Origin of the sequence: Streptomyces sp. TLI_171, from assembly GCF_003610255.1 — a bacterium.
GTDB lineage: Bacteria > Actinomycetota > Actinomycetes > Streptomycetales > Streptomycetaceae > Kitasatospora.
Map to the genome: position 1 here is coordinate 6,055,038 of NZ_RAPS01000001.1, position 23,997 is coordinate 6,079,034.

Sequence of the window (23,997 nt, forward strand, 5' to 3'; positions counted from 1 at the left end):
GGCCACTCGTTCGCGCGACATCCCCGCGAACACCCCACCACCCCTGGCGCAGCCCGGCTAAACTCGCCGCCACCGGGCCGCTGAACAGGGAAAACGCAGAACTCTCACTGGAGTACTAACCATGCACGAGGTCGTTACGGGGTGCTGGCACTGCTGTGGTTCTCCTTACGCCTGAATAGCAACCCAGGCTTCAAGGACTCCACGAAGATCAGTGCAGCTCACCTTTGTGTTCGTTCGGGCAGGTTTTGGTGGCTGTGGGTGAGGTGTTGTGGTGGGGGGTTGTCTTTTCGGTCCTGTGTTGCTGTTTTGGTGTGCAGGGTTGTGTTGGTGGGTTGGTGGGGGTGTTTTCGGCTGGGGTGGGTGTGGGGGGTGGTGTGTGGTGGTGGCTGAGCCGGTGGTGGGGCGTGGCTCGGTGTTGGATGTTTTGATGTTTGTGTTGACGGGGTCGTTTTTTCCGCAGGCGAGTGCGTCGTTGGCGTTGGAGTCGTCGGAGGGTCTGGCGCGGGTCGGGGCGTTGATCCGGGATTTCGAGGCGGATGTCGATGATGCGGTGCGTAATGCGGCGCGGCATTTGCCTTCGGAGACGCGTGAGCAGTTCGTGCGGGCGATGGGGCAGTTCACGGATGGTGGCGGGGGTCTGCTGCGCGGGGTGCGGGGGCAGGTGTCGTCGGTGTCGGGGGTTCAGCGTGGTACGGCGTCGCAGATCTTCGAGGGCAAGGTCGAGTTGGTCGCGGAGCTGGTGCAGCTTTTCGTGGAGCTTGTGGTTCTGGAGATGTTGGAGCCGTTCTTCCCGGCGTGGGCGGGTGTGCAGCGGGCGTTGTTGATGGCGCGGGCGCGGGTGCGGTTGCTGGTGCGGCTGGTGCGGTTGACGCGGGTGGGGCGGTTGGGTGCGGCGGCGGCGTTGGAGGCGTTGTCGGAGTCGTTGACGAGTTTCGCGGCGCAGACGTTCATGATCGACGGGGCGCCGAGCGGGTTTCGTCGGCGCGGGTACGACTGGAGGGGTATCGCCAGGTCGGGTGCGATGGGCGCGTTCATCGGGGGTTTGCACAAGCCGGCGCTTTCGGTGGTGTCGGGGTCGGCTTTCGCGAAGGCGGTGGGGGCGAAGACCGGGTTGGGGCGCAGCCATCCGTGGAGTGTGGGGTCGAACGCGGTCACCGAGGCCTTGTTGGAGAGCGCGGCGGTTGCGGCGGTGGTCGGCGGGGGGTTCAGTCCGGTGGGTTTCGCGGGTTCGGGGGTGAGCAGTGTCTTTGAGCATTTCGTCTTCGAGGGCGCCCAGTGGGCGAAGGGCGTCCTGGGCCTCGACAAGGGGCACGGCCTCGAGGGTCTTGAGGCCCACCTGAACGGGCTTCCCGCTGCGGGTGCGGCGCTCGCGACGGGCCCGGCCTCGCTGCCGGGGCTCGTCACCGCGTTCGGTGCGGCGGACAGTGCGGCCGATGGCGACATGTCGGCGGCCCACGGCGAGCGGCATGAGACGCGCACGGTGCAGGAACGCGACACCGCGGTTGCAGCGGCGGTGGGGCTTGCCCGGCCCACGACCTCGGCCGCGGGTGCTTCGGCCGCGGGTGCTTCGGCTGCGGACTCCGGTGACACGCGTGCGGCTTTCCGTGACGGGCACGCTTCCGGGCAGGGGCCGCAGCCTGTCGCGCGGCAGTCCGCGAGTTCGCTGCCCGCGTCTGCCGCGCTGCCACGACCCACGACCACGACCACGACCACGACCACGACCACGACCACGACCACGACCGCGACCGCGACCGCGACCGCGGATGCTTCGGCTCTGGCTTCCGGTGACACGCGCGCTCCGGCCGCTGCTGGCGCTCGCGGCACCGCCGCCGCCGTCGCTGTGCCTGCCGCGGTCGCCGGCGTGGAGTACGCGGGCCGTGTGGGTGTGCCGGTCGACGCCGCCGGGTCGGCGACGGCGTCGTCGCGGGCGGCGGCCGCGGCCGCGGCGGGCCCGGTGTCGGGCGGCGCCGCCCCGTCCGCTCCCGTGCTCCAGCACGCCGCTCCCACGGGTGCGCTCGGCGAAGCCGGCGAAGACGCGACCCACGCCACGGACACGACACCCCAGCCCCTCACCGTGGCGGGGTCGGGTCCGGCGAAGGGCGGCGCCGCCCTGCTCACCACAGCCGCCCCCGCCCCCGCAACCGCTGGGACGGATCCGACGGCGAGCGGCACTGCTCCCGTGACCACCGCCGGCACCGCCTTCACCGGCCTTGCTGCCGCTGGGACGGATTCGGCGGTGAGCGGTACCGCTTCCGTGGTCGGCCCCGCCGGCACCGCCCCTGTCGGGAGCGCTGTTCCCGTTGTCGGGGACCGGAGTGCTCCGCGGGGAGCGGTCGTGGTCGGCCCCGGGCCGGACCTGGTTGGGCAGGAGGTGGCCGGGCAGAACGGGCCGCAGGCACGGGGTGCCGCGCCGGCGGCGGCCGCTCCCGGGGTGCAGTCGGCCGAGGGTGTTGCGGCCGACGGCGCCACCGGCGGCACGCGGTCGGTCGGCGATCCTGTCCTGCAGAGCGCGGCCCGGACGGCACCCGGCCCCCAATCTTCGGGCGCCGAAGCCTCGGGTGCCGTCGCTTCGGGTTCGGACGCCGGGCGTGTCGTCGTCGACGGCCTCGTCGTGCCGGGGACCGCGGCTGAGGCCGGCGGAGGCGGCGAGGGGAGCGCCCGGCGCCGTGACGTGCAGTCCTCGACCGCGGCCGACCGTGTCCTGGCCGCGCTCAACGGCACAGACCCCGCAGCCGGCGCCCCCGTGCGGATCGAGACCACCGGTGAGGACGCACCCGCCTCTGGCGCCTCCGAGGTGGTCATGGGTACGGGTGGGGCTACGGGTGGCGTGCCGGCGTCGGCGGGATCCGGGGATGCGTCGGATGCGTCGGTGGGGTCGGGTGGGTCGGTGGGGTCGTCGTCCGTTGTCCGGCCCCGGCTGGAGGGGGAGGTTCCCGCCGAGGAGGAGGAGGAGGTTCCGGCCGGGGAGGGGGAGGTTCCGGTCGGGGGGGATGTTCCGCAGCCCGGCATTGGCAGTGCCGGTGGTGTGGATGGCGGGGAGGCTGGGGTTCTTGTTGGTGTGGAGGCCTTGGTGGGGGTGCTCGTCGGGTCGCGGATGGGGGAGTTCGGGGATGCCGAGGGGTTGTGGCGGGGTCTGCGGGAGATGGCGGGGGCCTCTCGTGCGGAGCGGCTTCTTGTCGAGGCGTATGCCGAGTTGCGTCCTTTCCTGGAGCGGCCTCTGTTGATGGGGGTCGAGCACGGTGGGACGCTGCGGGTCCGCCGGAGTGTGGCGTTGAAGGTCGCGTACGGGCTGTGGTGGGATCCGGAGCAGGTCCGGGCGGGTCTGGCCGCGCTGCCGGGCCGCAGGTTCGGGCGTGCCGTGCTCCCGGGGGGCGCCCTGAAACGCAAACACGGGAAGGACACCGGGCAGGACACGGCGGGGGCGGGGCCGTCACAGCTGGGAGAGCCGCTGAGCCCGGACGACGGCTTCACCGACTACGCCGCACCATCGTCCACCGGCCCCAGCCAGATCAACCCGGTCGTGGCTGCCCAGGCGCTGCACGCCTGGTACACCGCCAACCCCGACCATGCCGGCGAACTCCCGCCCCAGGCCGAGGTGGTGCGGCCGGCCGACGCCGACCACGACCGGATCGCCGGGCGCTGGTACCACAACGTCAGCAGGCGCGTGACCGCGGTGACGTGGGAGACGCTGGAGGCGCTGCACCAGGCCGGCATGCCCGATACCAGCCGCATCCCCAACCAGGACAAGGAGGTGCGGCGGGAGCACGAGTACAGGCTCGTTCCGTCGGAGGAGTTCGTCGGCGCGTTGATCGAGAGCTTCCGCCACCTGCCGGACAATGCCGGTGTCGAGGACCTGCCGGCCGACGCGGCCTTCCACGACGCCCACAACCACCCCACCAAGCTCGCCCCCTGCCTCGAGGGACTGCGCGCAGGGAGGATCGTGCCCTCCGTGGTGCAGTACCGGAGGCTGGAGAAGGCGGGCCTGGCCCAACGCCTGGACCTGCCCGCACCCCCCGGCCGAAACCAGATCAACCCCGTTGTGGCCGCCCGGGCGCTGCGCGCCTGGTATGCCTCCGGCTCGGGCCGCGCCGGCAAACTCCCGCCCGTGGAGGCGGTGGTGCGGCCGGCCGACGCCGACCACGACCTGATCACCGGGGACTGGTACTACCGCGTCAGCAGGGGCGCGACCGCGGTGACGTGGGAGACGCTGGAGGCGCTGCACCAGGCCGGCATGCCCGACACCAGCCGCATCCCCGGCCAGGACGAGGTGCGGCGGAAGCACTACAAGGTCGTCGCGTCGGAGGAGTTCGTCACCGCGTTGATCGACCGCTTCCGCCACCTGCCGGACAATGCCGGTGTCGAGGACCTGCCGGTCGACGCGGCCTTCCACGACGCCCACAACCACTCCACCAAGTTCGCCCCCTGCCTCGAGGAACTGCGCGCAGGGAGGATCGTGCCCTCCGTGGTGCAGTACCGGAGGCTGAAGGAGGCGGGCCTGGCCCAACGCCTGGACCTGCCCGAACCCGAGGGCAAAAGCCAGATCAACCCGGTTGTGGCCGTCGGGGCGCTGCGCGCCTGGTATGCCGCCGGCTCGGGCCGCGCCGGCAAACTCCCACCCGGGCCGGCGGTGGTGCGGCCGGGCGACGCCGACCACGACCTGATCACCGGGGACTGGTACTACACCGTCAGCAAGGGCAAGACCGCGGTGACGCGGGAGACGGTGGAGGCGCTGCACCAGGCCGGCATGCCCGGCACCAGCCTCACCAAGGGTGAGGGCAAGGGCCGGCGGGGGCACGCGTACAAGTTCGTCCCGTCGAGGGAGGCGTTGCTGGCTCTGGCGGATTACCTCGCGGCCCCGCGCGTTGGCGGCGGGGACGCGGTGGCCGGGTCGGTGGCGCCGCTGCCCGGCCCGGGGGAGGGCGGCTTCTTCACCGACGCCCACAACCAGAAGTTCCCCCTGGGCGGCTACTTCGACAACCACCGGAAGGACCAGCCACCCCGCCCCCAGGACATCCTGAAACTCCTCGACCTCGGCGAGCCCGGCATGGCCGTCGTCCGAGCACTGGACATCCAACTCACCCAGGCACAGCAGCGCCACGCCACCAAGACCGCGAAAGCAAAAGCGGGGACAGGTAAAGCAGAGGCGAAGACGGGGAAGGCGGGGACGGGGAAGGCGAAAGCGAAGGCGAAGACCGGGAAGGCGGGGACGGCGGGGAAGGCGAAGGCGGGGAAGGCGAAGGCGGGGACGGCGGGGAAGGCGGGGGCGGGGGCTGCTCGGCGGGCGGCGGTCACCGACGTCGGTGCGGGCGCCGTGGTCGTGGCCGGTGCCGGAGCGGAGGGCCGGGCGGCCAAGCGCCGCCGGACCGCACCGACACGAGCGGCGGCCGGGGCGGGAGGCGGCCCGCTGCCGGGCTGGAGCCGCTACCTCAACAAGCAGCAGATCGCCTACCTGTCACAGCACGGGCTGACCCCCTACAGCCCTCCCGGTGACGGGGACTGCTTCTACCACGCCCTGCTGTCCCTGACACCAGAGACGTTCACCGCGGTGGACCCCTCCCTGACCAGCCCGCAGGCCCTGCGCGCCCACATGGCCGAGGTACTGCGCGCGGAACTGCGCAACCCACCGGGCGACCGCCCCCTGTGGGACGCCCTCGAGGACCCCGTGATCCCCCTGCACCAGCAATTCGTCGGCATCGCCGACCTGGACCCACAGGAGACCGCCCGACGACGCGCACAGGTGATCGCCGAGATCTCCACCGCCGGCAGCTGGAACAACGACACCGCCGGCGCCACCCCCTACCTCTTCCGCCTCCACTTCAACCTCGACCTGCACATACTCCACTCCAACGGCACCACCGCCCCCCTCCTCGACGACCCCGACGGCCGATTCCCCCCGCCCACCGGCCCCACACACACCCTCGTCCTCAGCCAAAACCACTGGCTCGCCCTCACCCCCAACCCCACCACCACCGCCAGCGGCCCCAACACCACCACCGCGAACCCCGACACAAACCACACCACCGGCACAAGCCACACCACCGGCACGAACCAGACCCCGACAACCGACCCACCCACCCCACCAACACCAGCAGCAGCACCCCGCACCGAAGGGACGCAGCCCGGGACCACCGACGACCACGACACCGCACACCCCCCGCACACCACAGACGCCATGGACACCACAGACGCCGACGACCCCACCCACCCGCAAAACATCGACGCCCTCCTGCGCCTGCTGGAAACCCTCCCCGCCCTCGACACACCAGAGCAGACCGCACCGGACAACCCCCCCGACCCGCTCATCGGGACGTTCCACCCGCTCGGGATGCTCGGCACGTCCGAACCGCAGACCGCACCGGACAACCCCCCCGACCCGCTCATCGGGACGCTCGACCAGCTCGGGACGCTCGGGACGTTCGACCCGAGCGACCCGCTCGGGATGTCCAACATGTTCGGGCGATCCTGGGCGCTCCCCGCATCGGACGACACCCACAACCCACTCGACCCGTTCGACCCACTCGGGGCGTTCGGGGCGTCGGCCCGGGCCCGGGCGGACGGGAACTGGTCCGGGTTCGAGCGCTGGCTCGACCACCCGGCGGACATCACGGACACGGCACTAACGGGCCACGACGACGACCTCGCCCCCGCCCCCGCCCCCATGGACATCGACCCGACATCGAGCCCCGGACCAGGCCCGGACCACCACCCCGCCCCACACACCACGCTCCTGTCACAAACCGGACGAAACGCCTACAACATCCTGTCCGGACAACCCCCGGCACACAACAACCCCCACCACCCCCCGCGAAACACCCAACCCCCTCCCCCACCGACACACGACCACAACAACGGACATGATGGACCTCACCGGCCCGACAAGCCCGCCCAATCCGTCCGGCACGATCCCCACGGAACCGATGAACACCGATCCGACCACCGACACGGGCCAGCCCCCTCCACCAAGGTCGATACGGTGACCGGCCTATCTCCCGATCAAGGAAGAGCGCCTGATGAACGACGTGATCGTCTCGGTCGAGGAGGGCCAGCCGAGTGAGTTGTCGGCGGACGTGCTGGATGAGCGGTTGATCAGGCAACTGGTCGACCGGGCCCGTACAGCGGACTCCAGCCGACCGGTGAGGGCGGGCTGCTTCAGCAGCTGACCGCTGACCACGTGCTGGAGTCCGCCCTTGAAAGCGAGATCACCGATACCACCACGAGCAGGCCCGTTTCGCGCACTCCTCACGCCGCATGCCGGTCGAGCACGGCATCGCCCACCTGAAGAACTGGCGCACCCTCGCCCGACACCACAGCCGCCGCGACCACCTCCCCGACACCGTCCGAGCCGTCGCTGGACCCCTCTCCGACCAACAAGCCCATCAGAAAACCGAGTTGAAGGCCCTGGCCTCCGGCCGAGCCGTGTGACCACCAGGCACCCTACGCGGCCCAAGACCGCCCGCTCCCAACCACGCACGAGGTCGTTGGGCGTGCTGGCAGGCCCTTCGGCCGAGCTGATGTGACAGAGTGTCAGTTCCAGTCGAAGTCGGCCGGGTCCGGGCCGATCCGCTTGCCGGTGGCGACCCCGGCGACGGCGGCGAGGTCCTCGGCGTCCAGCTCGAAGCCGGTGACGTCCAGGTTCTCCCGGATGCGGGCGGGCGTCACCGACTTCGGGATCGCGATCACGCCGCTCTGCAGGTGCCAGCGCAGCACCACCTGGGCCGCCGAGCGGCCGTGCTTCGCGGCCACCGCGAGCAGGGCGGGCTCGGCCAGCAGGTCGCCGCCCTGGCCGAGCGGGCTCCACGCCTCGGTGGCGATGCCGTGCTCGGCGTGGAAGGCGCGCAGCTCGGCCTGCGGGAAGTACGGGTGCAGCTCGACCTGGTTCAGCGCCGGCACCACCGAGGTCTCCTTGAGCAGCAGCTCCAGGTCCGGGACGCGGAAGTTGGAGACGCCGATCGCGCGGACCCGGCCCTCGGCCTGCAACTGCTCGAAGACCGGCCAGATGTTCAGGAAGGTGTTGCCGTGCATCGGGCGCGGCCAGTGGATCAGGTACAGGTCCAGCTGGTCCAGGCCGAGCTTGGCCAGCGACTCGTCGAACGCCCGCCGGACCCGGTCCCGGCCCTGCTCGCCGGACCAGTCGACGGTGCCGGAGTTCCACAGCTTGGTGGTCACGAACAGCTCGTCGCGGGCCACGCCGGACTCGGCGATCGCCCGGCCGGTGCCCGCCTCGTTCTCGTAGATCGCGGCGGTGTCGATCGAGCGGTAGCCGGCCTCGATCGCGGTGCGCACCGCGGGGACGGCCTCCGCGTCCGGCACCTGCCAGACGCCGAAGCCGAGCTGCGGGATCCGCACGCCGTTGTTCAGCGTGACGGTAGGGATCGCGGGTACTGCGGGAATGCTGCTCACGAGAACGTTGCCCTTCGGTGGCGAGTCTGAGTCGGATGAGGCGGAAACCCCAGAAAACAGGGGACTGTTACCGCCCGGTTCCCTCCGGCCGCGCCGGTAAGGTTCTCTCACTGACCCGGGACGGCGCCGCGGAGCCAGCCGCACCCGAAGCCGACGATGCGCCGGAAGCGCGGGAGCGATTCGGGTATGTTGGCCGGAGGTCTCCGAGTGTCGGCAGATTCCGCGGCGATATCGGGGGCGCGGGTCATTCCGGGCCGGATGCGGTCGGCGCCGACCGGCAGGTGCGGGACTCGCTCATGCTAGCGAGGTTTTCGGTAGGTCCGGCGCGCAGTGCCGCTATACCTCGCGATTGTGTCTGGCTGTGCCGTTCCGATGGTTCGGAGGGGCTGACTTTCGTCGGGTACCGCCTGATCGGGACCATGATCGAGGCATGTCCGACACTACGTCAGAATCTCGGTCCCACTTGTCCACCGCCGGGGCGTCCGCGCTGTACATCGGTGCGCTGCTCGGCCCGAGTTTGCTCCTGCTCCCCGGTCTGGCGGCGCGCGCCGCCGGCCCTGCCTCCCTGCTGGCCTGGCTGGCCCTTCTCGGCCTGTCCGGTCTGCTGGCCGTGGTGTTCTGCGGGCTCGGCTCCCGGTTGGGATCGGCGGGCGGCGTGGCGGGGTACGCGGCCGCAGGGCTGGGCCCCCGGGCAGGGCGCGCGGCGGGCTGGTGCTTCCTGGCGGGCGTGGTCGCGGGTGCCCCGGTGGTCGGCCTGATCGGGGGCGGCTACGCGGCGGCGGCCGTCGGCGCGGACGAGCGGACCGCCGTCCGGGCGGGCCTGGTGCTGCTCGCGCTGGTGCTGGCGGTCCGGCTGCTGGGGGTGCGGACAGGGGCGGGGTTCCAACTGGTGCTGGTCTGCGCGCTGGTGTGCCTAGTGGTGTTCGCGGTGCTCGGTTCGGCCCCTGCCGCACAAGCCGCGCACTGGACGCCGTTCCTGCCGCACGGCTGGACCGGCGTTGCACAGGCCGCACCTCCGCTGATGTTCGCGTTCATCGGGTGGGAAGCAGCGGCCTCGCTGACCACCCAGCTGCGCGACCCGCGCCGCGAGCTGCGCCGGGTGATTCTGATCGCCTTCATCGTGACCTCGCTGCTCTTCCTGGGTCTGGCCGCCGCGACCGTCTCTGTGCTCGGCCCCGAGGCCGGCGGCCCCGTCCCGCTCGCCGACCTGATGCGCGCCGCGATAGGCGATTGCGGTCCACTGCTGGCCGCCGGCGCAGCCCTGGTCCTCACGCTGGCCGCCACCAACACCTACCTGACGGGCGCCGCTGCCCTGTTGGACGCGCTGCTCCCGTCGGGGGCGGCGGCCGGCTGGCGTGGCTCGTTCGCAATCGTGGGCATGACGGCGCTCACCGGTATCCCGCTGGTCGCTCTCGTCGGGTCGGGTGTTCTGACGTCCTCTCAACTGGTAGCCGTGCCTACGGCGCTGTTTCTCATCATCTATCTAGCATGCACCGCCGCCGCGGTCCGGATCCTGCGCGGCGCCTCGCGTGTGGCCGCCGCCATAAGCTGCCCAGCCGTCCTGGCCCTGCTGCTCGGCACTGGGTGGCCGGCACTGGTCGCCGCCGCGATCGCGCTGCTCGGCGCCATCCCGATGCCCACCCCGGCTGCCCTGACAACCTCTGCGAGCCCAACGACCTCTGCAGCCCCTGGTCGAACGGACGAGCTGACCCCGCTCGCACCTTCCACCGCAGCTCAGGCGAGTTCACCGACGCGCGGGATCTGACCCGGAACCACCACCGCACGCCTCGAGCCCCGCTACTGCCGGGTGGTGGACGGAGCTTCCCTGCGAGGGGGCGGCCCGCTATTCCGGTGTCGGTTCACCCGGACGTCACGGAGTGGGGTCGGTGTTCGTGTGTGACGTGGGTTGGACGAGCACCTCCAGCCTGTCGGGTGGGCGGGCGGCCTTCGGAGGGGAGGTCAGAGCGCGCCGGGGCGGTTGGAGGGGTTGAGGGCGGCGGTGGCAACAGCCAGGGCGGAGCACAGCTTGGTGACTTCGCTGGCTGTGTAGGTGAACCATCGGTTCTGGTCCAACTTCTGCGGCCTTCAGTGGGCGTGCACCGCGGGCTCTTCCTGGCCCATCAGCGCGGCCGCGTCGGCCGGCTCCAGGCCGGGGGACTCGTGCAGGATCGCGGCATCAGCGGCCCGTTCGGGCAGGTCGCGGTGAAGTCCGTCCGACGTACCCGAGCGGGCGCCGCGGGTGCTGGGCGTCGACGAGTTCGCCTTCCGCAGGGGCCGCACCTACGGCACCCTGCTGGTCGACGTCGAGTCCGGCCGTGTCGTCGACGTCCTGCCCGACCGCACCTCGGAGACCTTCGCCGCCTGGCTGCGCGAGCACCCTGGCGCCGAGATCGTCTGCCGCGACCGCGCCAGCGCCTACAGCCGGGCGATCAAGGAAGCCGCACCCGGCGCGATCGAGGTCGCCGACCGCTGGCACCTGCTGCAGAACCTGTCCGCCGCGGTCGAGAAGACCTGCCACCAGCACCGCGCCTGCCTGCGCAAACACGCCGACCAGGAGGCGCCACCCGAACCACCGGCGATCGACCTGCCGGTTCTCCAACTGCCCCGGACCCCGATCGTCGAACGCACCCGCGACCGCTACGCGGACGTCCACCGTCTGCTGGAGCAGAAGTGGACGATCAGCGCGATCGCCCGCCACCTTGGACTCGACCGCAAGACCGTCCGCCGCTTCAAGACCACCTCGCTGGACGAACTCCGCTCTTTGGCAAGGGAGTTCGGGGCTAGCAAGCAGGGGCTTATCGACCCGTTCAAGCCCTACCTGAACAGCCGGTTCACCGCCGGGTGTACCAGCGCCCAGCAACTGTTCCGCGAGATCACCGAACGCGGCTACCGCGGCAACGTCCTGGCCGTGCGCCGCCACGTCGCCTCCCTGCGCGAAGGCGCCGCCGAACCCGTCCGCGCCGACATCCCCAGCCCGCGCCGGATCACCTCCTGGATCATGTGGCCGACCGACACCCTCCCCGATCGCGAACAGGACAGGCTGCTGGACGTCAGGATCGCCTGCCCGGACATCGCCCGGGCCTACGACCTGGCCCGATGCTTTCACGACCTCATGACCAACCGCCTCGGCGCCCTCCTGCCGGACTGGATCGACCAGGCCGAGCAGCACGCCCCCGCGCCGGTGCGCTCGTTCGCCGGCTTCCTCCGCCACGACCTCGCCGCCGTCACCGCCGGCCTCACCCTCGAATGGAGCTCCGGCAAGGTCGAAGGCAACGTGAACCGGGTCAAAACACTCAAAAGAGCCATGTACGGCCGGGCCTCGTTCCGACTTCTGCGGACCCGGGTACTCACGCGGCCGTGATCGACCCGGCTGTCAGTGCAAGCGCCGGTGCTTGGTCTTCGCACTCGCACGTTGACGAAGGAGGGCTTGGTAGAAACCCGACCTGTTGTCGTCGAGGTCGATGACCTCACACAGGTCGGCCGCCGTATCGGCGTCGTCCGCGCTGCCCGTGAGCCCGAGCTGCAGGATCAGCCACAAGCCCTCCCGGGCTTTGGCCCGGCACTCGTCACCGAGACTGATTCGTCCCAGAGCCTGCTCGGTGTTGTGGGTGTCACCGGAGGCCAGACGCCACAGCGAGATCAAAAGGTGGTCGCGGGCCAGAGTCGACAGCTCGCTGGCCAGCGCCGCCAGGATCACGCTGACGGCCGGCACGGCAGCCTCGAAAAGGTTCGCGTTGACCTCCAGGTGATTGTCCAGGGTGTATCCGATCATCTCCTGAGCTTGATCTTTAACCTCGTGCGGCGAGGTGGGCCTGGAGCGTGGGTTCGCGTTTGACGGTCTTGCCGACGTCGTGGCGGGGTGCTGGCTGGCGGTTCTTCGAGCCGGGTGGCCGTCCGGGACCGGGTCGAGAGGGTTTCGGCACGCGGGCCGGGGTGAGGGCCTTCGCGCGGATGTTGCGGAACCCTCGGCGGACCCGGGAGGGGGTCAACTTCGCTGCGGGCAGTGGCCGTTCCCAGGGGCGGCGGAGGTCTGCGGCCAGCGGGCGGGCCAGGCGGAGCTGGGTGTGGGCGACGATGACCAGCCAGGTCCACAGGTCGGCGGTGTCCGGCGCGCGGAAGTGCGGCGCGGTCCAGCCGAGGGTGCCCTTGAGTAGGCGGAAGGTGTGTTCAAGGTCGAATCTGCGCAGGAATGTGCGCCAGATCCGGTCCAGGTGGACGGTGTCGATTCCGGTGGCGGAGGACCACAGCCACAGCGGCTTCGCTTCGCGTTCCCCGGGCAGGTGGTCGACCTTGAGGCGTACCAACGTGCCAGGGCGGTGTCGTTCCGCGGATCTGTCCGGTTTGATCACGTGATGCCGAAGGTGGCACACGCCACGCCCTGGCGGCTGTGCCTACGGGTGGTGGCGTGCGAAGCGGTTGCCGCAGAGCCCGGACCGTCACGTTCCCGGGGCCGGCGCCGCGTGAGGGAGCGTTGGTGGTTGCCAGTGCTGTCAGGCCAAGTCGTAGACCGTGACGGGCACCTCGCGCCGGATCAGCTGCTCCACGATGAGGGGCTCGACCAGTTCCCAGCGGCCGCCGGCAAGTCCGCAACCGATCCGCGGCATGTGCACCGAAGCTCGGAGTTGCAGCGCACGTTCGGCGACGGTGGCGAGGGCGGCGCTGATGGCTTCGTACCTGACAGGTGGGGTGCTGCTGGGGCGGTAGCCGTGCTGGCCGATCATGTTGGCGACGAGGAGGCTGTCCTCTGCGGGCACGAACTGCACCGCGCCGAGCGCGAAGCCGCTGGTCTCCCGGTCGTGGTACCAGGTCTTGTATGCGGTCCTGGTCGTGGCCAGCGTCGGGCGAGCGGCAGCACGAAGCCCTTGCCCCAACCGCCCGCGTCGTTGCAGACGTGCGCGATGATCTTCGGGCCTTCGCCCTGGGGTGCGGTTGCGTCGCCGACGACGTAGCTGATCTCCTGAGTCACGGCGCGACTCTAGCCAGCGGGTCCGACAGGCCACCACGGCATTACGGGAATCAGCTCAGCAGAGCGGAGTCGTTCCGAAAAGCTGTCCGGATTGATGCTGACCAAATAGCGGGCGTGGCTCGCTTGTTCGCTGGGCGGAGCGAACGGAAGCGGGCATGGCTGCCGGGATCATGAGGTGTCGAGTCCCTGATCACCGCAACGGAGGACCGTGCCTGCCAGATCATCATTGAGCGTTTTCAGAGCGGCCACCGATCGGGTGACGGCCAGCGGTCGTGGACCGGGGAAGAACGGACAGAGCTCCCGGGCAGTTGAGTGAGGTATCTGACGTCTCAACTCTTCTGCCGGGGTGCCCTGGTGGTTACCTATCCTGCCGCACTGGACCTGCCGCACGCCCTCGTTGAGTGGGTCACCATGCTGATCGTCACCCGGGAGGGTGACCGCCGGTGCAAGCTCCGGCCCTCCCAGCGGGCCCTGGTCGCGCTCGTGTATCTGCGCAAGCACGACACCCTCGCCCAGATCGCCGCCGGCTTTCGGATCAGCGTCGGCACCGCCCATGCCTAGTCCACCAGGTCACCGACCTCCTCGCCCGGAAGGCGCCCGGTCTGACGCAGGCCCTGCGCGAGGCCGACCCGGAGTACGTCCTGGTCGACGGCACCCTCGCCGAGTGCGACCGGGTCGGCGACGGGTGCGCCGACTACTCGGGAAAACACCGCCGCCACGGCGTGAACCTCCAGGTCATCACCGGTCCGACGGGCAGGCTCGTGTGGATCTCCCGCGCTCTGCCAGGCCGAACGCACGACCTGACCGCCACCCGAACCCACCGCATCGTGAAGACCTGCGTCCGGCTCCGGATCCCGGCTCTGGCCGACATGGCGTACACCGGCGCGGGCGGCACGTTCGCCGTGCCGACCAAGCGCCCGCCCCGCAAGGAGCTCACTGCCGCACAGAGATCGCTGAATCGGGCCCATGCCCGGCGGCGGCACCCCGTCGAACGCGGCGTGGCCACCCTGAAACGCTGGAGGATCTTCCGCCACGCCCGCTGCAGTCCGAACTGGCTGACGTCAGCGGCCAAGGCCGTACTCACCCTCGAGCTTCAACGCTGAAAAGGCTCATTGTGCATCCCGACTGGCCTGAGCCAGCTCGCCACCGCGTCACCGCCCGCTCCCGGCGAGCATCCGGGCCTGCTCCAGCACCTGGCTGCGGTCCCCGACCCGCGTCGGTCTGCCGGCCGTCGTCATCCCCTGGCATTCGTCCTGGCACTGGCCGCTTGTGCCGTTCTCGCCGGCGCAAAGTCCCTGGCCGCAATCACAGAATGGGTATCCGACGCGCCGCCGACCCTGCTCACCTCGCTCGGCGGGCCCGTGCGAGAACCGGCGGGGCCGGTCGCCCCAGCCGGGGCGACGGTGCGCCGCCTGCTGCAACGCCTCGACGGCAACGCCCTCGACACCGCGATTGGCACTTGGCTCACCGGCCGCGAGCCGAAACCAACCCAGGCTCCGGCCCCGCAACGTCTGCGCGTACTCGCCGTCGACGGCAAGACCGTCCGCGGCGCCCGGCGACCAGACGGCACCCAGGTCCACCTCCTCGCCGCCATGACCGCAGACGGCGAGGTCATCGCCCAACGCGAGGTCGGCCACAAGACCAACGAGATCACCGTCTTCAAACCCCTACTCGCCCCACTCGACCTCACCGGCACGGTTGTCACCTTCGATGCGCTGCACTCACAGACCGAGCACGCCCGATTCCTGGTCGCGGATAAGCAGGCCCACTACATCGCCGTGATCAAGGGCAACCACCCCACTCTCCAACAGGAGCTGAGACGGCTGCCGTGGCGGGAGGTGCCACTGCAGAACAGGACCCGCGCCACGGCGCACGGCCGCGACGAGATCCGGCGCATCAAGACCTGTTCCGTCGCGCGCGGCCTCGACTTCCCGCATGCCGTCCAGGCGGTCCAGGTCGTGCGCCGGCGCCGGACCCTCACCACCGGCAAGGTCACCCTCGAACGCGTCTACGGCGTCACCAGCCTGCGACCCCACCAGGCCTCCCCGGCAGATCTCGCCTCATGGGTCCGCGGCCACTGGGGCATCGAGAACAAGATCCACCACGTGCGCGACACCACCTTCGCCGAGGACGCCTCACGCGTGCGCACCGGCACCGCACCCCGGGCGATGGCTAGCCTGCGCAACCTCGCCATCGGCGCACTCCGGCACGCGGGCCACGACAACATCGCCGCCGGGCTTCGCTATCACGCACGTGACCCCAGCCGCCCACTCGCCACCTTCGGCATCACGTGATCAAACCGGACAGATCCGCGGAACGACACCGCCCTGACCAACGTGACGTGGGTGATGGGGATTTCGCCTTCGTGGTCGAGCCAGGGTCCGCATTTTTGCAGACGTTGGTGCATCCGGTCCCAGGCCCTCGCTTCGGCGTTGCCGTAGCGGGTGGTGTCGGTGCGGGCGGTGGTGTCGGGCTCGTGCCAGGACTCGGGCTTGGCGAACGCGAACGCGGTGCCGTGCTTGCGTGGGCGCCCGCCCTTGGGTGTGGAGCGGGGCTCGCCCGCGTCGCGGAGCATGACGCGGTCCGAGCGCAGTCGGCCGATGAGCTCGAGGGGGAGGTCGGACAGGAGGTGGGCCAGGCGGGTGACGTCGTAGCCGGCGTCCATGACGAGCAGGATGTCCGGGTCACCGGTGGTCCAGTGTCCGGCCTCGATCAGGCGTCCGGTGACCTCGCGCAGTTGGGCGGCGGTCACCGCGATGGCGTCGTCGGCCGGGCCCAGCCGGACCGCGTCCAGCAGTCCGGTCCAGGAGGTGCGGCCGGATTCCAGGGCGGCGACGAAGGAGTAGGGCCAGCCGGGGATCAGTTGGTCGGCGCTGCGGCCGCGCCCGTAGACGTGGCAGAACAGGCGGTCGTCGCTGGTGGGGGCGTCGGGGCGGAGCCAGTTGGAGACGTCGACGGCCAGGGCGATGCGCCCGTCGGCGAGGCGTGGGATCGGGAGGGCGGCCAGTGCTTGTCGCAGCCGGGTCGGCTCGAGCCAGCCCCGGTCCAGCGCGGCGTACATCGCCCCGTGCCCGCGCCGGTGCTCGGCCGCCAGCGACAGGTCCACCAGCGTCTTGACCGGGCCGTCCGTGCACAGCAGGGCGTCGGTGAGCTCGAAGAGCACATCCGCCCGCTTGTACAGGCTCTCGTAGAACTCGACCCGAAAGCGGGACAAGATGCCCAACGCGTCACCTGTGGGCGCGTCGACGGGGAGACTCATGAGCAGCGGCCGTTCTCTGGTTCTTCGTGACTCGACATCTCGAAGCGTGGAGAACGGCCGTCTCTGCTGTCCCGGGAAGAGCCGCAGATCAGCAGGTCGAGTGACCTGCGAGGTTAAACAACAAGCTAAGCCGTGGCCTGTGAGGGGGCTGGCTCGTTGGGCCATCCGTGGTGGGGACAGCAGCACGTCGATTGGTTGGCTCGGAGCGTCGGATTACCGGCCTGTCGCGGGCCGTTATCGCCGACCTGGTCGCCGAGTTGGGGCCAGTCTGGCAGGCCCGGCATGATGCCGAACTGTGCGACCGGCCACGGAGGCGTGCAGTCGGCGCGGGCGCGAAGTACAAGCCCGTCTTCGTCGACCGGCTTCTGGTCACCCTCGTCCACCTGCGCCACGCAGTCACTCACGACGTGCTTGCCTGCTGGTTCGGAGTGGACCGCTCGACCATTACACGCGCGATCGGAGAGGTCCGGCCTCTGCTGGCGGAACGTGGCTGCCGCATCGAGGCCGGCCTACGGCTTCGTACCCTGGCCGACGTGGTCGCCCACCTGGGAGCGACCGGGCAGACCGGGATCATCGACGCGACCGAGATCAGGGTCCGCCGCCCGGCCGCCCACCGCGCGTGCCGCAACCGGTTCGTCTCCGGCAAGAGCCGGCTGAACGCGATGAAGGCCCTGGTTGTCACCGAGACCTGAGGTCGGGTGCTGTTCTGCGGTGAGGTGCGGGCCGGATCTGTCGCCGACATCACCCAGGTCCGCGACGCGGGCCTGGTCGCCCTGCTCGCCGACACCATCCACCTGGAGATCCTCGCCGGCTACCAGGGCCTGGCCGCCCAGACCTGCGGCCAGGTCGTCACCCCGCCCAGAAAGCGCCGCGGCAAGTACCTCGAACAGGTCCAGTGGCTGATGGCCCACCACGAGCAGGCCCGCTTCGCGTACTCCTCACGACGCATGCCGGTCGAGCACAGCATCGCCCACCTGAAGAACTGGCGCACCCTCGCCCGACGCCACAGCCGCCGCGACCACCTCCCCGAGCCGTCGCTGGACTCCTATCCGGCCAACAAGCCCATCAGAAAACCGAGTTGAAGGCCCTGGCCGCCGGCCGAGCCGTGTGACCAACAGGCACCCTGTGCGGCCCAAGACCGCCCACTCCCAACCGCAGGAGGTCGTGACTGGGCGTTTCATCCGTGATTCCAAGGCTCATGTTCCGCGCCAGGTCGGGGTGGACTCTCCGGTGAGTCGGCGGGTCATGAGGTTGATCATCGCGACGTGGACCATGGCTTCGGAGCGGGCCGGGAGGGCTTCGTAGTCGCGGGCGAGTCGGCGGTGGTTCATGAGCCAGCCGAAGCTCCGCTCGACGACCCAGCGACGGGGCTGGACGACGAATCCCCTGGTCGCGGGGTCACGGCGGACGATCTCGACGTCGATGCCCAAGGCTGCGCCGTGTTCGACGACGGCGTTCTTGTAGCCCATGTCGGCCCAGGCCTTGCTGATACCGGGGTGGTGGGTGGCGACCGTGGTCAGGAGCTGCTTGCCGGCGGTGCCGTCCTGCACGCTCGCGGCGGTGACCAGCACGACCAGGAGCAGGCCGATGGTGTCGGTGACGATGTTTCGCTTCCTGCCCGCGATCTTCTTCCCGACGTCGATGCCCTGCGTGGCGGCGGGGACATTTGTGGAGGTCTTCACGCTCTGGGAGTCGATGATGCAGGCCGTGGGTTCCGGATCGCGGCCTTCTGCGGCGCGGACCAGGCGCCGGAGGAGGCCGTTGAGCTGCTCGAAGACTCCCTCCTTCTGCCCGCGGGCGAAGTAGGCGTAGACGGTTTCCCAGGGCGGGTAGTCGTGCGGGAGGTAGCGCCAGGGGATGCCGGTGCGGTCGACGTAGAGGATCGCGTCCAGCAGGTCGTGCAGTTCGTGCTCGGGCGGCCGGCCGAACGCGAGGGCCCGTTCGGTTCGGGCTCGGCGCCAGGCGGTCAGGGTGGGCTCGACGAGGGCCCAGCGGGCGTCGGACAGGTCGCTCGGATACGGTCGACGATCCGTCATAACGACGGCATACTGCGGAATCTCGCCTGCGGCCAGAGGCCGCGGGATCCAGGGGACAATCGTGCTCCAGCCCGGCTTCCTGGGATGAGACAGGACGCAGTGCGCAGTTCCGGCGGACATACGTATGCAGGCAGCACTCCCAGCGCATCAGCCTCTGGAGTACCCGCAGAAGAGCCGGCCAGACAGCCCGGAAGTCAGGATCGACCGCCGCCTTCATGGACGAAACGCCCAGTAACTGGGCGTTTCGTCCCCTACCCAGGGTTCTGGTTCGGCGGCTGTCACGAGAGGCAGACCTTAGGGGCTACCCGGGCGAGGCAGGCCGGGCGAGGGGCTGCTCTCCGCCGCGCATGAAACGTTACAGCGCACGGTAGCGCTGTCGGCAGCCGATACGCGCACCGAGTTCCACAGCGGCCCAAGACATCCACCAGAGACCGAATCTCCCGGGAGTATCCGTGACCACCGTCCACCAACTGGTTCGTAGCGACCCACCCGACCCCATCCGCCCCGAAAGTACGATGGCGATGGTCGAGACTTCGGGGGATTCCGGCGCGCCGATGGCAGCCGTGCTCCGCCTTGGAGCGGTCTTCGGGTTTCTGTCGGTCGGAATGGGTCTCGCGCCCGCCCTGGCGACCGCCTGGTCCGCCGTCTTCGCGCTGGATGGGGGGTCGGTCGCGAACATCCACAACCTCAAGGACCTCGGTCTGATCGCGGCGATGGTCGCAGGTCCGGTCGTGCTCCGGAGGTACGGGCCCGAGCGCGCCATGCGAGGCGCGGTGGTTACCGCGCTGGCGGGCTGCGCGGCTGCCTTCGCGTGCCGGAGCTACGTTGGGGTGCTGGCGGCGGTGTTCCTGCATGGCGCGGCGTTTTCACTGGGCTCATCGGCCGCGGTCCTCGCGCTGTTCCGCCTGCCACCGGAGTTCCGTCGACTGGCGGCCCTGACCGCAACGTTCGGCTTGGCCGGTATCCTGGCGCCCGCCGCGGTCGGCATGCTAATGCGTACTCCGGACGCCTATTCGCTCGTGTACGCGGGTTACGCGGTACCGCTCGGGGCGCTGTACATCTGGCTATGCGCCGTACGGCGTTCCGTCGGGGGCGGTCAGTCCGAGACCGCCGCCGGCCGGGTGGACCACGGGAGCGGCGGGATGGGACGAGTGGCCGTCGTCCGGGTGATCCGGATATGGGCGCCCGAGCTCGTCGTCTACGCGCTGATCCTCGGTGGGGAGACGGTCGTCGTCTCCTGGGTGACGGCGATCGGGCAGTGGCGATACGGCTACACGCTGGCCCACGCGACCGCGCTGCTGTCGTTGCTCTGGGCGGTGCACACCGCGGCTCGGGCCTGCGGGGACGTCCTGGCCCGAAGTCTGCCGGTGCCGCGTCTTCTCGTGATCGGCTGCGTCGTCGCGGTGCTGGGGATCGTGGGGCTCTGCTCGGGCGAGGGCGTCCTGGTCCACGGAGGTGTTGTCGTCTTCGCGGTAGGCATCGCCCCGCTCAACCCGCTGCACCAGGGTTGGGTGCTGGCTCGGGCGTCGGACGACGAACGCGCCGTGCTGAACTCCGGTCTCGGTGTCATGGCGGCCGCCGCGACCACCGCCCTGGTCTGGCTGACCGGCCTGGCCGTCGACCGAGATAACCGACTGCCGTTCGTGGTGGCGGTCATCCTGCTGGCGATGGTGGGCAGTTGGGCGGCTGTGCGGGGAACGGGCAATGTGTCCCCGGAGCCCCGGAGGGGCTGAGAACGGGTGGGCCGTCGGGCACAGACCGCGCCCGATGGCCCACCCGGCGTGCGTCAGTGCTCGTCGGCCCGGCCGAGCGGCTGGCGCAGGACGGCCCGCTCCGCGGGAGTGGCGAATGCGGCGAAGGTCCACGGGGCGAGGGCCTGCGCGTCGGCCAGTTGGGCCAGCCCCAGTTCGACACAGCCGTCTGCGGCCACGGTTCGTCCGATGCGGATCAGGTACCGGCAGAGCACGTCCCGGGCGTCGTCGGCGGTCACCGCTCCGCGTGCCCGGGCGTCGGCCAACGCGTCCTCCAGTCCGGCGCGTTCGTTGACGCACCGCAGGCGGTTGAACTCGGCAAGGTCGCCGGCCTGCGCCCGGGAGGCGCTCCCGCCGGTCCGCGGTACCCGGTAGGAGGTCGGCGCGCCCTCGATCCGGTCGATCCTTGCCCCGCTGCCCAGGTATCGGAAGAGCGTGGCCACGTCCTCGCAGAACGGTGTCCGCGGGAACGGGTGGGCGACGGCGAGGGGCGTGCGAAGGTTGAGCGCCGAGGGGATGGCCAGGCAGTCGCGATCCACGGCCTGGGCCCGCCAGTGCTCGCGCCCGCGCAGCGGGGGTAGGGCCTGCTGGCGGCTGATCTCCCGCAGGGTGGGGAGCAGTTCGTCCTCCTGCCAGTCGGCTCCGTGCTCGTCCACGAAGGCGATGTCGAGGTAGGCGAGGTCCAGCGCGGGGTCGGAATCGAACGCGCTCCGCACTCGCCCGACCCGGTCCGGGTGGGCCAGGTCGTCTGCGTCGAGGAATGCCAGGAGCGGCACGCCGGCGGCGGCCGCAGCCGTGATCGCCAGATTCCGTGCCTGGCCGGCTCCGCCGTTCACGGGGGCGTGCAGGACCGTCATCCGGTCGGGCAATCCGGCTGCGAGTTCGGCCAGCAGGGCCGCGGTCCCGGCGGCGGGGGAGTGGTCGTCCGTCAGGTACAGGTGCCAGTTCGGGTCGGTCTGGGCGCGGAGGGAGTCGAGGGTGCGGCACAGCGCGGCGCGGCGCCACGGGGTGCCGTCGTCGTAGTAGGGCATGACGAAGCCGACGGCTGGGACGCCACCGGGCGGGGGGACGGCGGACGGTGTCATGAGGTCTCCCGGTGTCGGGGCGAGGGCCGGAGGGCCGCCGGACGCGGTCAGGGTCTGCCGGCGAGTTGGGCGGCGACGGGGCGGAGCGTGCGCAGGACGAGGTTCACGCCTTGACCGGCAGGTTTTGTCAGCACCTCGACCGCGTCGAGGTTCTCCACCAGGACGTCGGCGTCGAGGAGTTGGTCCGCCCGGTGGGTGGTGGTCAATCCCACGGCCGTCATGCCGGCGGCCCGGGCGGCGCGTAGTCCGGCGGGTGCGTCCTCGAAGACCACGCAGTCCTCCGGGCGTACGCCGAGGCGGCGGGCGGCGATCAGGTAGGGCTCGGGGTCGGGTTTGCCCCGCAGGGTGTCGTCGGCGGTGACAAGGGTACCGATGGGCAGTGCGGCGTGGGTGAGTCGGGCCAGCGCGACCGTGAAGGCCGCGGAGGTGACGATCGCCCAGCGGTCGTGGGGCAGTGCGTGGAGCAGCCGAGCGGCACCGGGCAGGACCTCGCAGACCGGATCGGCCTCCTCCAGGTCCTCATAGTGCCCCACGGCGTCCGCAAGTAGGGCTGGAGGCAGGACCTCCGACGCGATGGCCGTGGCGGTACGGCCGAAGGTGCGGCCGAGGTCGATGACGCCCTCGGGCAGCCCGAACTCGGTGGACCATTGGCGCCAGCAGCGCATGATGGCCGCGGTCGAGTCGATGAGCGTTCCGTCGTTGTCGAACAGGACAGCCTGGGCTCTCACGTGCACGGTGGACTTCCTTCCGGCCGGGGGGGATATGCGCATCTGCGCATGCCGATGAAACTAGGCGTCCCGAGCGTGCGCCGGGTCGTGTGGGAGGACCACTGCCCGTGCGGCCCGTGAGGTGGGAATCAAGGGGCGGAATGCGCCCGGGTTCACTTCCGAGGCAGCGTTTTCACCGGCCTTCTACGTACAGTGAGGTGGAGCGAAGAGGGGCCGCTGCCCGGCAGCTACTCAGGTGGACTCGCCTTGTCTTTAGGTGCTGACGGGCCTTGATCCCTGCGGTACGACATCAAGGTGCGATACGCGCAAGGGTGGCGGGTTCATTGCCCGGGAGCAACAGCGTCGGGAACGGATACGCTGGAGCCCGTTGAGCGGTTCGAACGTGGAAACGGCAACAGGCTGATCGCCGCTGACCTTCGGGTCACTGTGCGGTCGGTGCAGCGGTGGCGTCAGGCGAGGCGGTTCGGGCGGCTTGGAGCCGGGGCAGCAGTCGCTGCCGAAGCTGGGCGCACGCCAGTTCGTCAAGCTGGAGCGGGAGTTGGAGAAAGGGCCGTTGGTATATGGTTGGGAGGATCAACGGTGGACGCTGGCGCGGATCACGACGGTGATCGGTCGGCGGTTCCACGTCTCCTACACGGTCCGGGGCGTGTGGAACCTGATGCGGCGAACCGGCTGGTCGTGCCAGCAGTCGGTCTGCCGGGCGATCGAGGGTGCGGTCGAGGTGTGGAGGAAGCAGGTGTGGCCGCAGGTAAAAGCCTAGTGCTGCAACGGTGCTTATCGTGACGAGGCTTCAGCTCTTGGGCTGTGGCCTCGTCTCATGTAGTGGCTGGTCCGGGCCTGGTGTTGGCGTCGGCGGCGCCGGCGGGACCTGTGCAGGACGTGTGCGGTGCTGCGGTGGACAGGCCTGGGGAGACCGGTGATCAGCCGGCGGATCTCGGGGACGGTGAGGGGGAACAGGTCTGGCATTCGAGCCGGTCCGGCCCATTTTCGAGCTGTTGCACCCGCACCACGGCGAGGTAGGCATGGGCGGCTATGGTCAGAGTGATGTGCCTGGTGCCGGCCCGGGTAGCGGCGGACCTGGTGGTCGTCCAGACCGCACTGGCCTTTCGCGGTCTGGAAGCACTCCTCGATCGTCCAGCGGGCGCCCGCGACGGCGATCAGCTCGTTGAGTGTGGCGTCGGCGGGCGCGTATGCGATGTAGTAGGCGATCTTCGCGGGATCGGTGATGCTGCGGCGGGCCAGGAGCCAGTGCCTGCGGTCGGGGCGGTGCCAGGGCCGGACCTCCACGCGCGCCCGGTCGTAGATCCGCAGGCCCTGGGCGCCTTCGCCGCACGACCCGCGCTTCCACTTCTGCCTGTGCAGGCCGGCCGTCAGGTCGTGCAGACGACGGTCCATGGCCCATCGGGTGACGACGGTGTCGTGGCTGGTGGTGGCCACGACGTGGAAGATGTCGGCCTGCTCCAGCCGCGATCGCGGTAAGGGATTTTGCGCCGGCCCGCACTGCGCACGCGGCGAGCGCGAGAACGACGACGAGGGGATGGCGGTGCCCCTTGGCCCGGCGCGGATCGGTCACCGCTGCCGGGCGGTCCGGCAGCCGCGGCTGTTCCCCGGGCTCGGCAGGCCGGGCGTCGGCGAGCCGGCCGAGGCCGGCACGCACAGGCGATGACGATCGGGCAGGCACCGTCTTCCGTCGTGGTGATCAGGGACTCGACGCCTCATGATCACCGGAGACCGTGCCTGCCTCCCCTTCGGAACCAGCCGGCGAACCTCGC

The 23,997-nt window shown here is 70.4% G+C and carries 14 protein-coding genes and 7 pseudogenes; 11 read left to right on the forward strand and 10 right to left on the reverse strand.

What is annotated here, in order from left to right:
- Positions 1 to 382 precede the first annotated feature (382 nt).
- The 3 genes from BX266_RS27275 to BX266_RS27285 all read left to right on the forward strand — a co-directional run bounded on the left by BX266_RS27275 (position 383) and on the right by BX266_RS27285 (position 7,422).
- A complete protein-coding gene (locus tag BX266_RS27275) occupies positions 383 to 7,054 on the forward strand; it encodes an OTU domain-containing protein (RefSeq protein ID WP_147437109.1) in 6,672 nt (2,223 codons plus the stop codon).
- Positions 7,011 to 7,160, forward strand: coding sequence for a hypothetical protein (locus BX266_RS39350; RefSeq protein WP_218969268.1), 150 nt, complete (start codon positions 7,011 to 7,013; stop codon positions 7,158 to 7,160). The genes BX266_RS27275 and BX266_RS39350 overlap by 44 nt, the downstream gene beginning before the upstream one ends.
- Before the next feature lie 88 nt (positions 7,161 to 7,248).
- Positions 7,249 to 7,422, forward strand: a complete 174-nt coding sequence (locus tag BX266_RS27285) for a hypothetical protein (protein ID WP_259464872.1) — start codon at positions 7,249 to 7,251, stop codon at positions 7,420 to 7,422.
- Positions 7,423 to 7,524: 102 nt separating this feature from the next.
- Here the strand turns inward: BX266_RS27285 and BX266_RS27290 are convergent, their stop codons facing one another.
- Positions 7,525 to 8,400: an aldo/keto reductase gene (locus BX266_RS27290; protein WP_099904053.1), complete on the reverse strand. Its 876-nt coding sequence runs from the start codon at positions 8,398 to 8,400 to the stop codon at positions 7,525 to 7,527.
- Positions 8,401 to 8,863: 463 nt separating this feature from the next.
- Between BX266_RS27290 and BX266_RS27295 the strand changes: the two genes are divergently transcribed.
- Together BX266_RS27295 and BX266_RS27305 are read left to right on the forward strand one after the other, a co-directional pair.
- The gene (locus tag BX266_RS27295) at positions 8,864 to 10,165 is read left to right on the forward strand and encodes an amino acid permease (protein ID WP_259464873.1); all 1,302 of its coding nucleotides are present in this window, start codon (positions 8,864 to 8,866) and stop codon (positions 10,163 to 10,165) included.
- Positions 10,166 to 10,636: 471 nt separating this feature from the next.
- Positions 10,637 to 11,761 (forward strand): annotated as a pseudogene (locus BX266_RS27305) (ISL3 family transposase); the annotation flags it as partial.
- Positions 11,762 to 11,773: 12 nt separating this feature from the next.
- Here BX266_RS27305 and BX266_RS27310 read toward each other — a convergent pair.
- From BX266_RS27310 to BX266_RS27320, 3 genes and pseudogenes are all read right to left on the reverse strand, one after another.
- Entirely contained in the window at positions 11,774 to 12,172 is a 399-nt protein-coding gene (locus tag BX266_RS27310) for a hypothetical protein (RefSeq protein WP_099904061.1), read from the reverse strand.
- A gap of 16 nt (positions 12,173 to 12,188) precedes the next feature.
- A pseudogene (locus tag BX266_RS27315) lies at positions 12,189 to 12,710 on the reverse strand (transposase); the annotation flags it as partial.
- A gap of 180 nt (positions 12,711 to 12,890) precedes the next feature.
- Positions 12,891 to 13,366, reverse strand: a pseudogene (locus tag BX266_RS27320) (macro domain-containing protein).
- A 354-nt stretch (positions 13,367 to 13,720) separates the two neighbouring features.
- Between BX266_RS27320 and BX266_RS27325 the strand changes: the two are divergent.
- Positions 13,721 to 14,469, forward strand: a pseudogene (locus BX266_RS27325) (transposase family protein).
- Between the two features lie 138 nt (positions 14,470 to 14,607).
- The gene (locus tag BX266_RS27330) at positions 14,608 to 15,660 is read left to right on the forward strand and encodes an ISAs1 family transposase (RefSeq protein WP_259465159.1); all 1,053 of its coding nucleotides are present in this window, start codon (positions 14,608 to 14,610) and stop codon (positions 15,658 to 15,660) included.
- A gap of 32 nt (positions 15,661 to 15,692) precedes the next feature.
- Here BX266_RS27330 and BX266_RS27335 read toward each other — a convergent pair.
- Positions 15,693 to 16,625: pseudogene (locus BX266_RS27335) on the reverse strand (transposase); the annotation flags it as partial.
- Between the two features lie 191 nt (positions 16,626 to 16,816).
- Here BX266_RS27335 and BX266_RS40215 point away from each other — a divergent pair.
- Together BX266_RS40215 and BX266_RS40220 are read left to right on the forward strand one after the other, a co-directional pair.
- Positions 16,817 to 17,317: a transposase family protein gene (locus BX266_RS40215; protein ID WP_259464874.1), complete on the forward strand. Its 501-nt coding sequence runs from the start codon at positions 16,817 to 16,819 to the stop codon at positions 17,315 to 17,317.
- A gap of 24 nt (positions 17,318 to 17,341) precedes the next feature.
- On the forward strand, positions 17,342 to 17,707 hold the full coding sequence (locus BX266_RS40220) for a transposase family protein (RefSeq protein WP_259464875.1): 366 nt from the start codon (positions 17,342 to 17,344) through the stop codon (positions 17,705 to 17,707).
- 114 nt (positions 17,708 to 17,821) lie between these two features.
- On the opposite strand, the gene BX266_RS27345 is transcribed toward BX266_RS40220, so the two are convergent.
- Complete coding sequence (locus BX266_RS27345) at positions 17,822 to 18,661, reverse strand: IS5 family transposase (protein ID WP_099904065.1); 840 nt, start codon at positions 18,659 to 18,661, stop codon at positions 17,822 to 17,824.
- Positions 18,662 to 19,113: 452 nt separating this feature from the next.
- On the opposite strand from BX266_RS27345, the gene BX266_RS27350 reads away from it, so the two are divergent.
- The gene (locus BX266_RS27350; protein ID WP_143687005.1) at positions 19,114 to 20,394 is read left to right on the forward strand and encodes a sugar MFS transporter; all 1,281 of its coding nucleotides are present in this window, start codon (positions 19,114 to 19,116) and stop codon (positions 20,392 to 20,394) included.
- A 53-nt stretch (positions 20,395 to 20,447) separates the two neighbouring features.
- On the opposite strand, the gene BX266_RS27355 is transcribed toward BX266_RS27350, so the two are convergent.
- Both BX266_RS27355 and BX266_RS27360 read right to left on the reverse strand, forming a co-directional pair.
- Positions 20,448 to 21,497 (reverse strand): glycosyltransferase, encoded by a 1,050-nt coding sequence (locus tag BX266_RS27355; RefSeq protein WP_099904069.1) that lies wholly within the window; start codon positions 21,495 to 21,497, stop codon positions 20,448 to 20,450.
- A gap of 47 nt (positions 21,498 to 21,544) precedes the next feature.
- A complete protein-coding gene (locus tag BX266_RS27360) occupies positions 21,545 to 22,231 on the reverse strand; it encodes an HAD-IA family hydrolase (RefSeq protein ID WP_099904071.1) in 687 nt (228 codons plus the stop codon).
- A gap of 466 nt (positions 22,232 to 22,697) precedes the next feature.
- On the opposite strand from BX266_RS27360, the gene BX266_RS27365 reads away from it, so the two are divergent.
- The gene (locus BX266_RS27365; protein WP_259464876.1) at positions 22,698 to 22,985 is read left to right on the forward strand and encodes a winged helix-turn-helix domain-containing protein; all 288 of its coding nucleotides are present in this window, start codon (positions 22,698 to 22,700) and stop codon (positions 22,983 to 22,985) included.
- 160 nt (positions 22,986 to 23,145) lie between these two features.
- Here the strand turns inward: BX266_RS27365 and BX266_RS27370 are convergent.
- Both BX266_RS27370 and BX266_RS40965 read right to left on the reverse strand, forming a co-directional pair.
- A pseudogene (locus tag BX266_RS27370) lies at positions 23,146 to 23,698 on the reverse strand (transposase); the annotation flags it as partial.
- Positions 23,699 to 23,729: 31 nt separating this feature from the next.
- Positions 23,730 to 23,906, reverse strand: a pseudogene (locus BX266_RS40965) (ISAs1 family transposase); the annotation flags it as partial.
- Positions 23,907 to 23,997 lie beyond the last annotated feature (91 nt).

Bases quoted from the DNA above. Each gene is read 5' to 3' on its own strand.
- BX266_RS27355 (WP_099904069.1), bottom strand. From the start codon at position 21,497: ATGACACCGTCCGCCGTCCCCCCGCCCGGTGGCGTCCCAGCCGTCGGC.
- BX266_RS27310 (WP_099904061.1), bottom strand. From the start codon at position 12,172: ATGATCGGATACACCCTGGACAATCACCTGGAGGTCAACGCGAACCTT.
- BX266_RS39350 (WP_218969268.1), top strand. From the start codon at position 7,011: ATGAACGACGTGATCGTCTCGGTCGAGGAGGGCCAGCCGAGTGAGTTG.
- BX266_RS27345 (WP_099904065.1), bottom strand. From the start codon at position 18,661: ATGACGGATCGTCGACCGTATCCGAGCGACCTGTCCGACGCCCGCTGG.
- BX266_RS27285 (WP_259464872.1), top strand. From the start codon at position 7,249: ATGCCGGTCGAGCACGGCATCGCCCACCTGAAGAACTGGCGCACCCTC.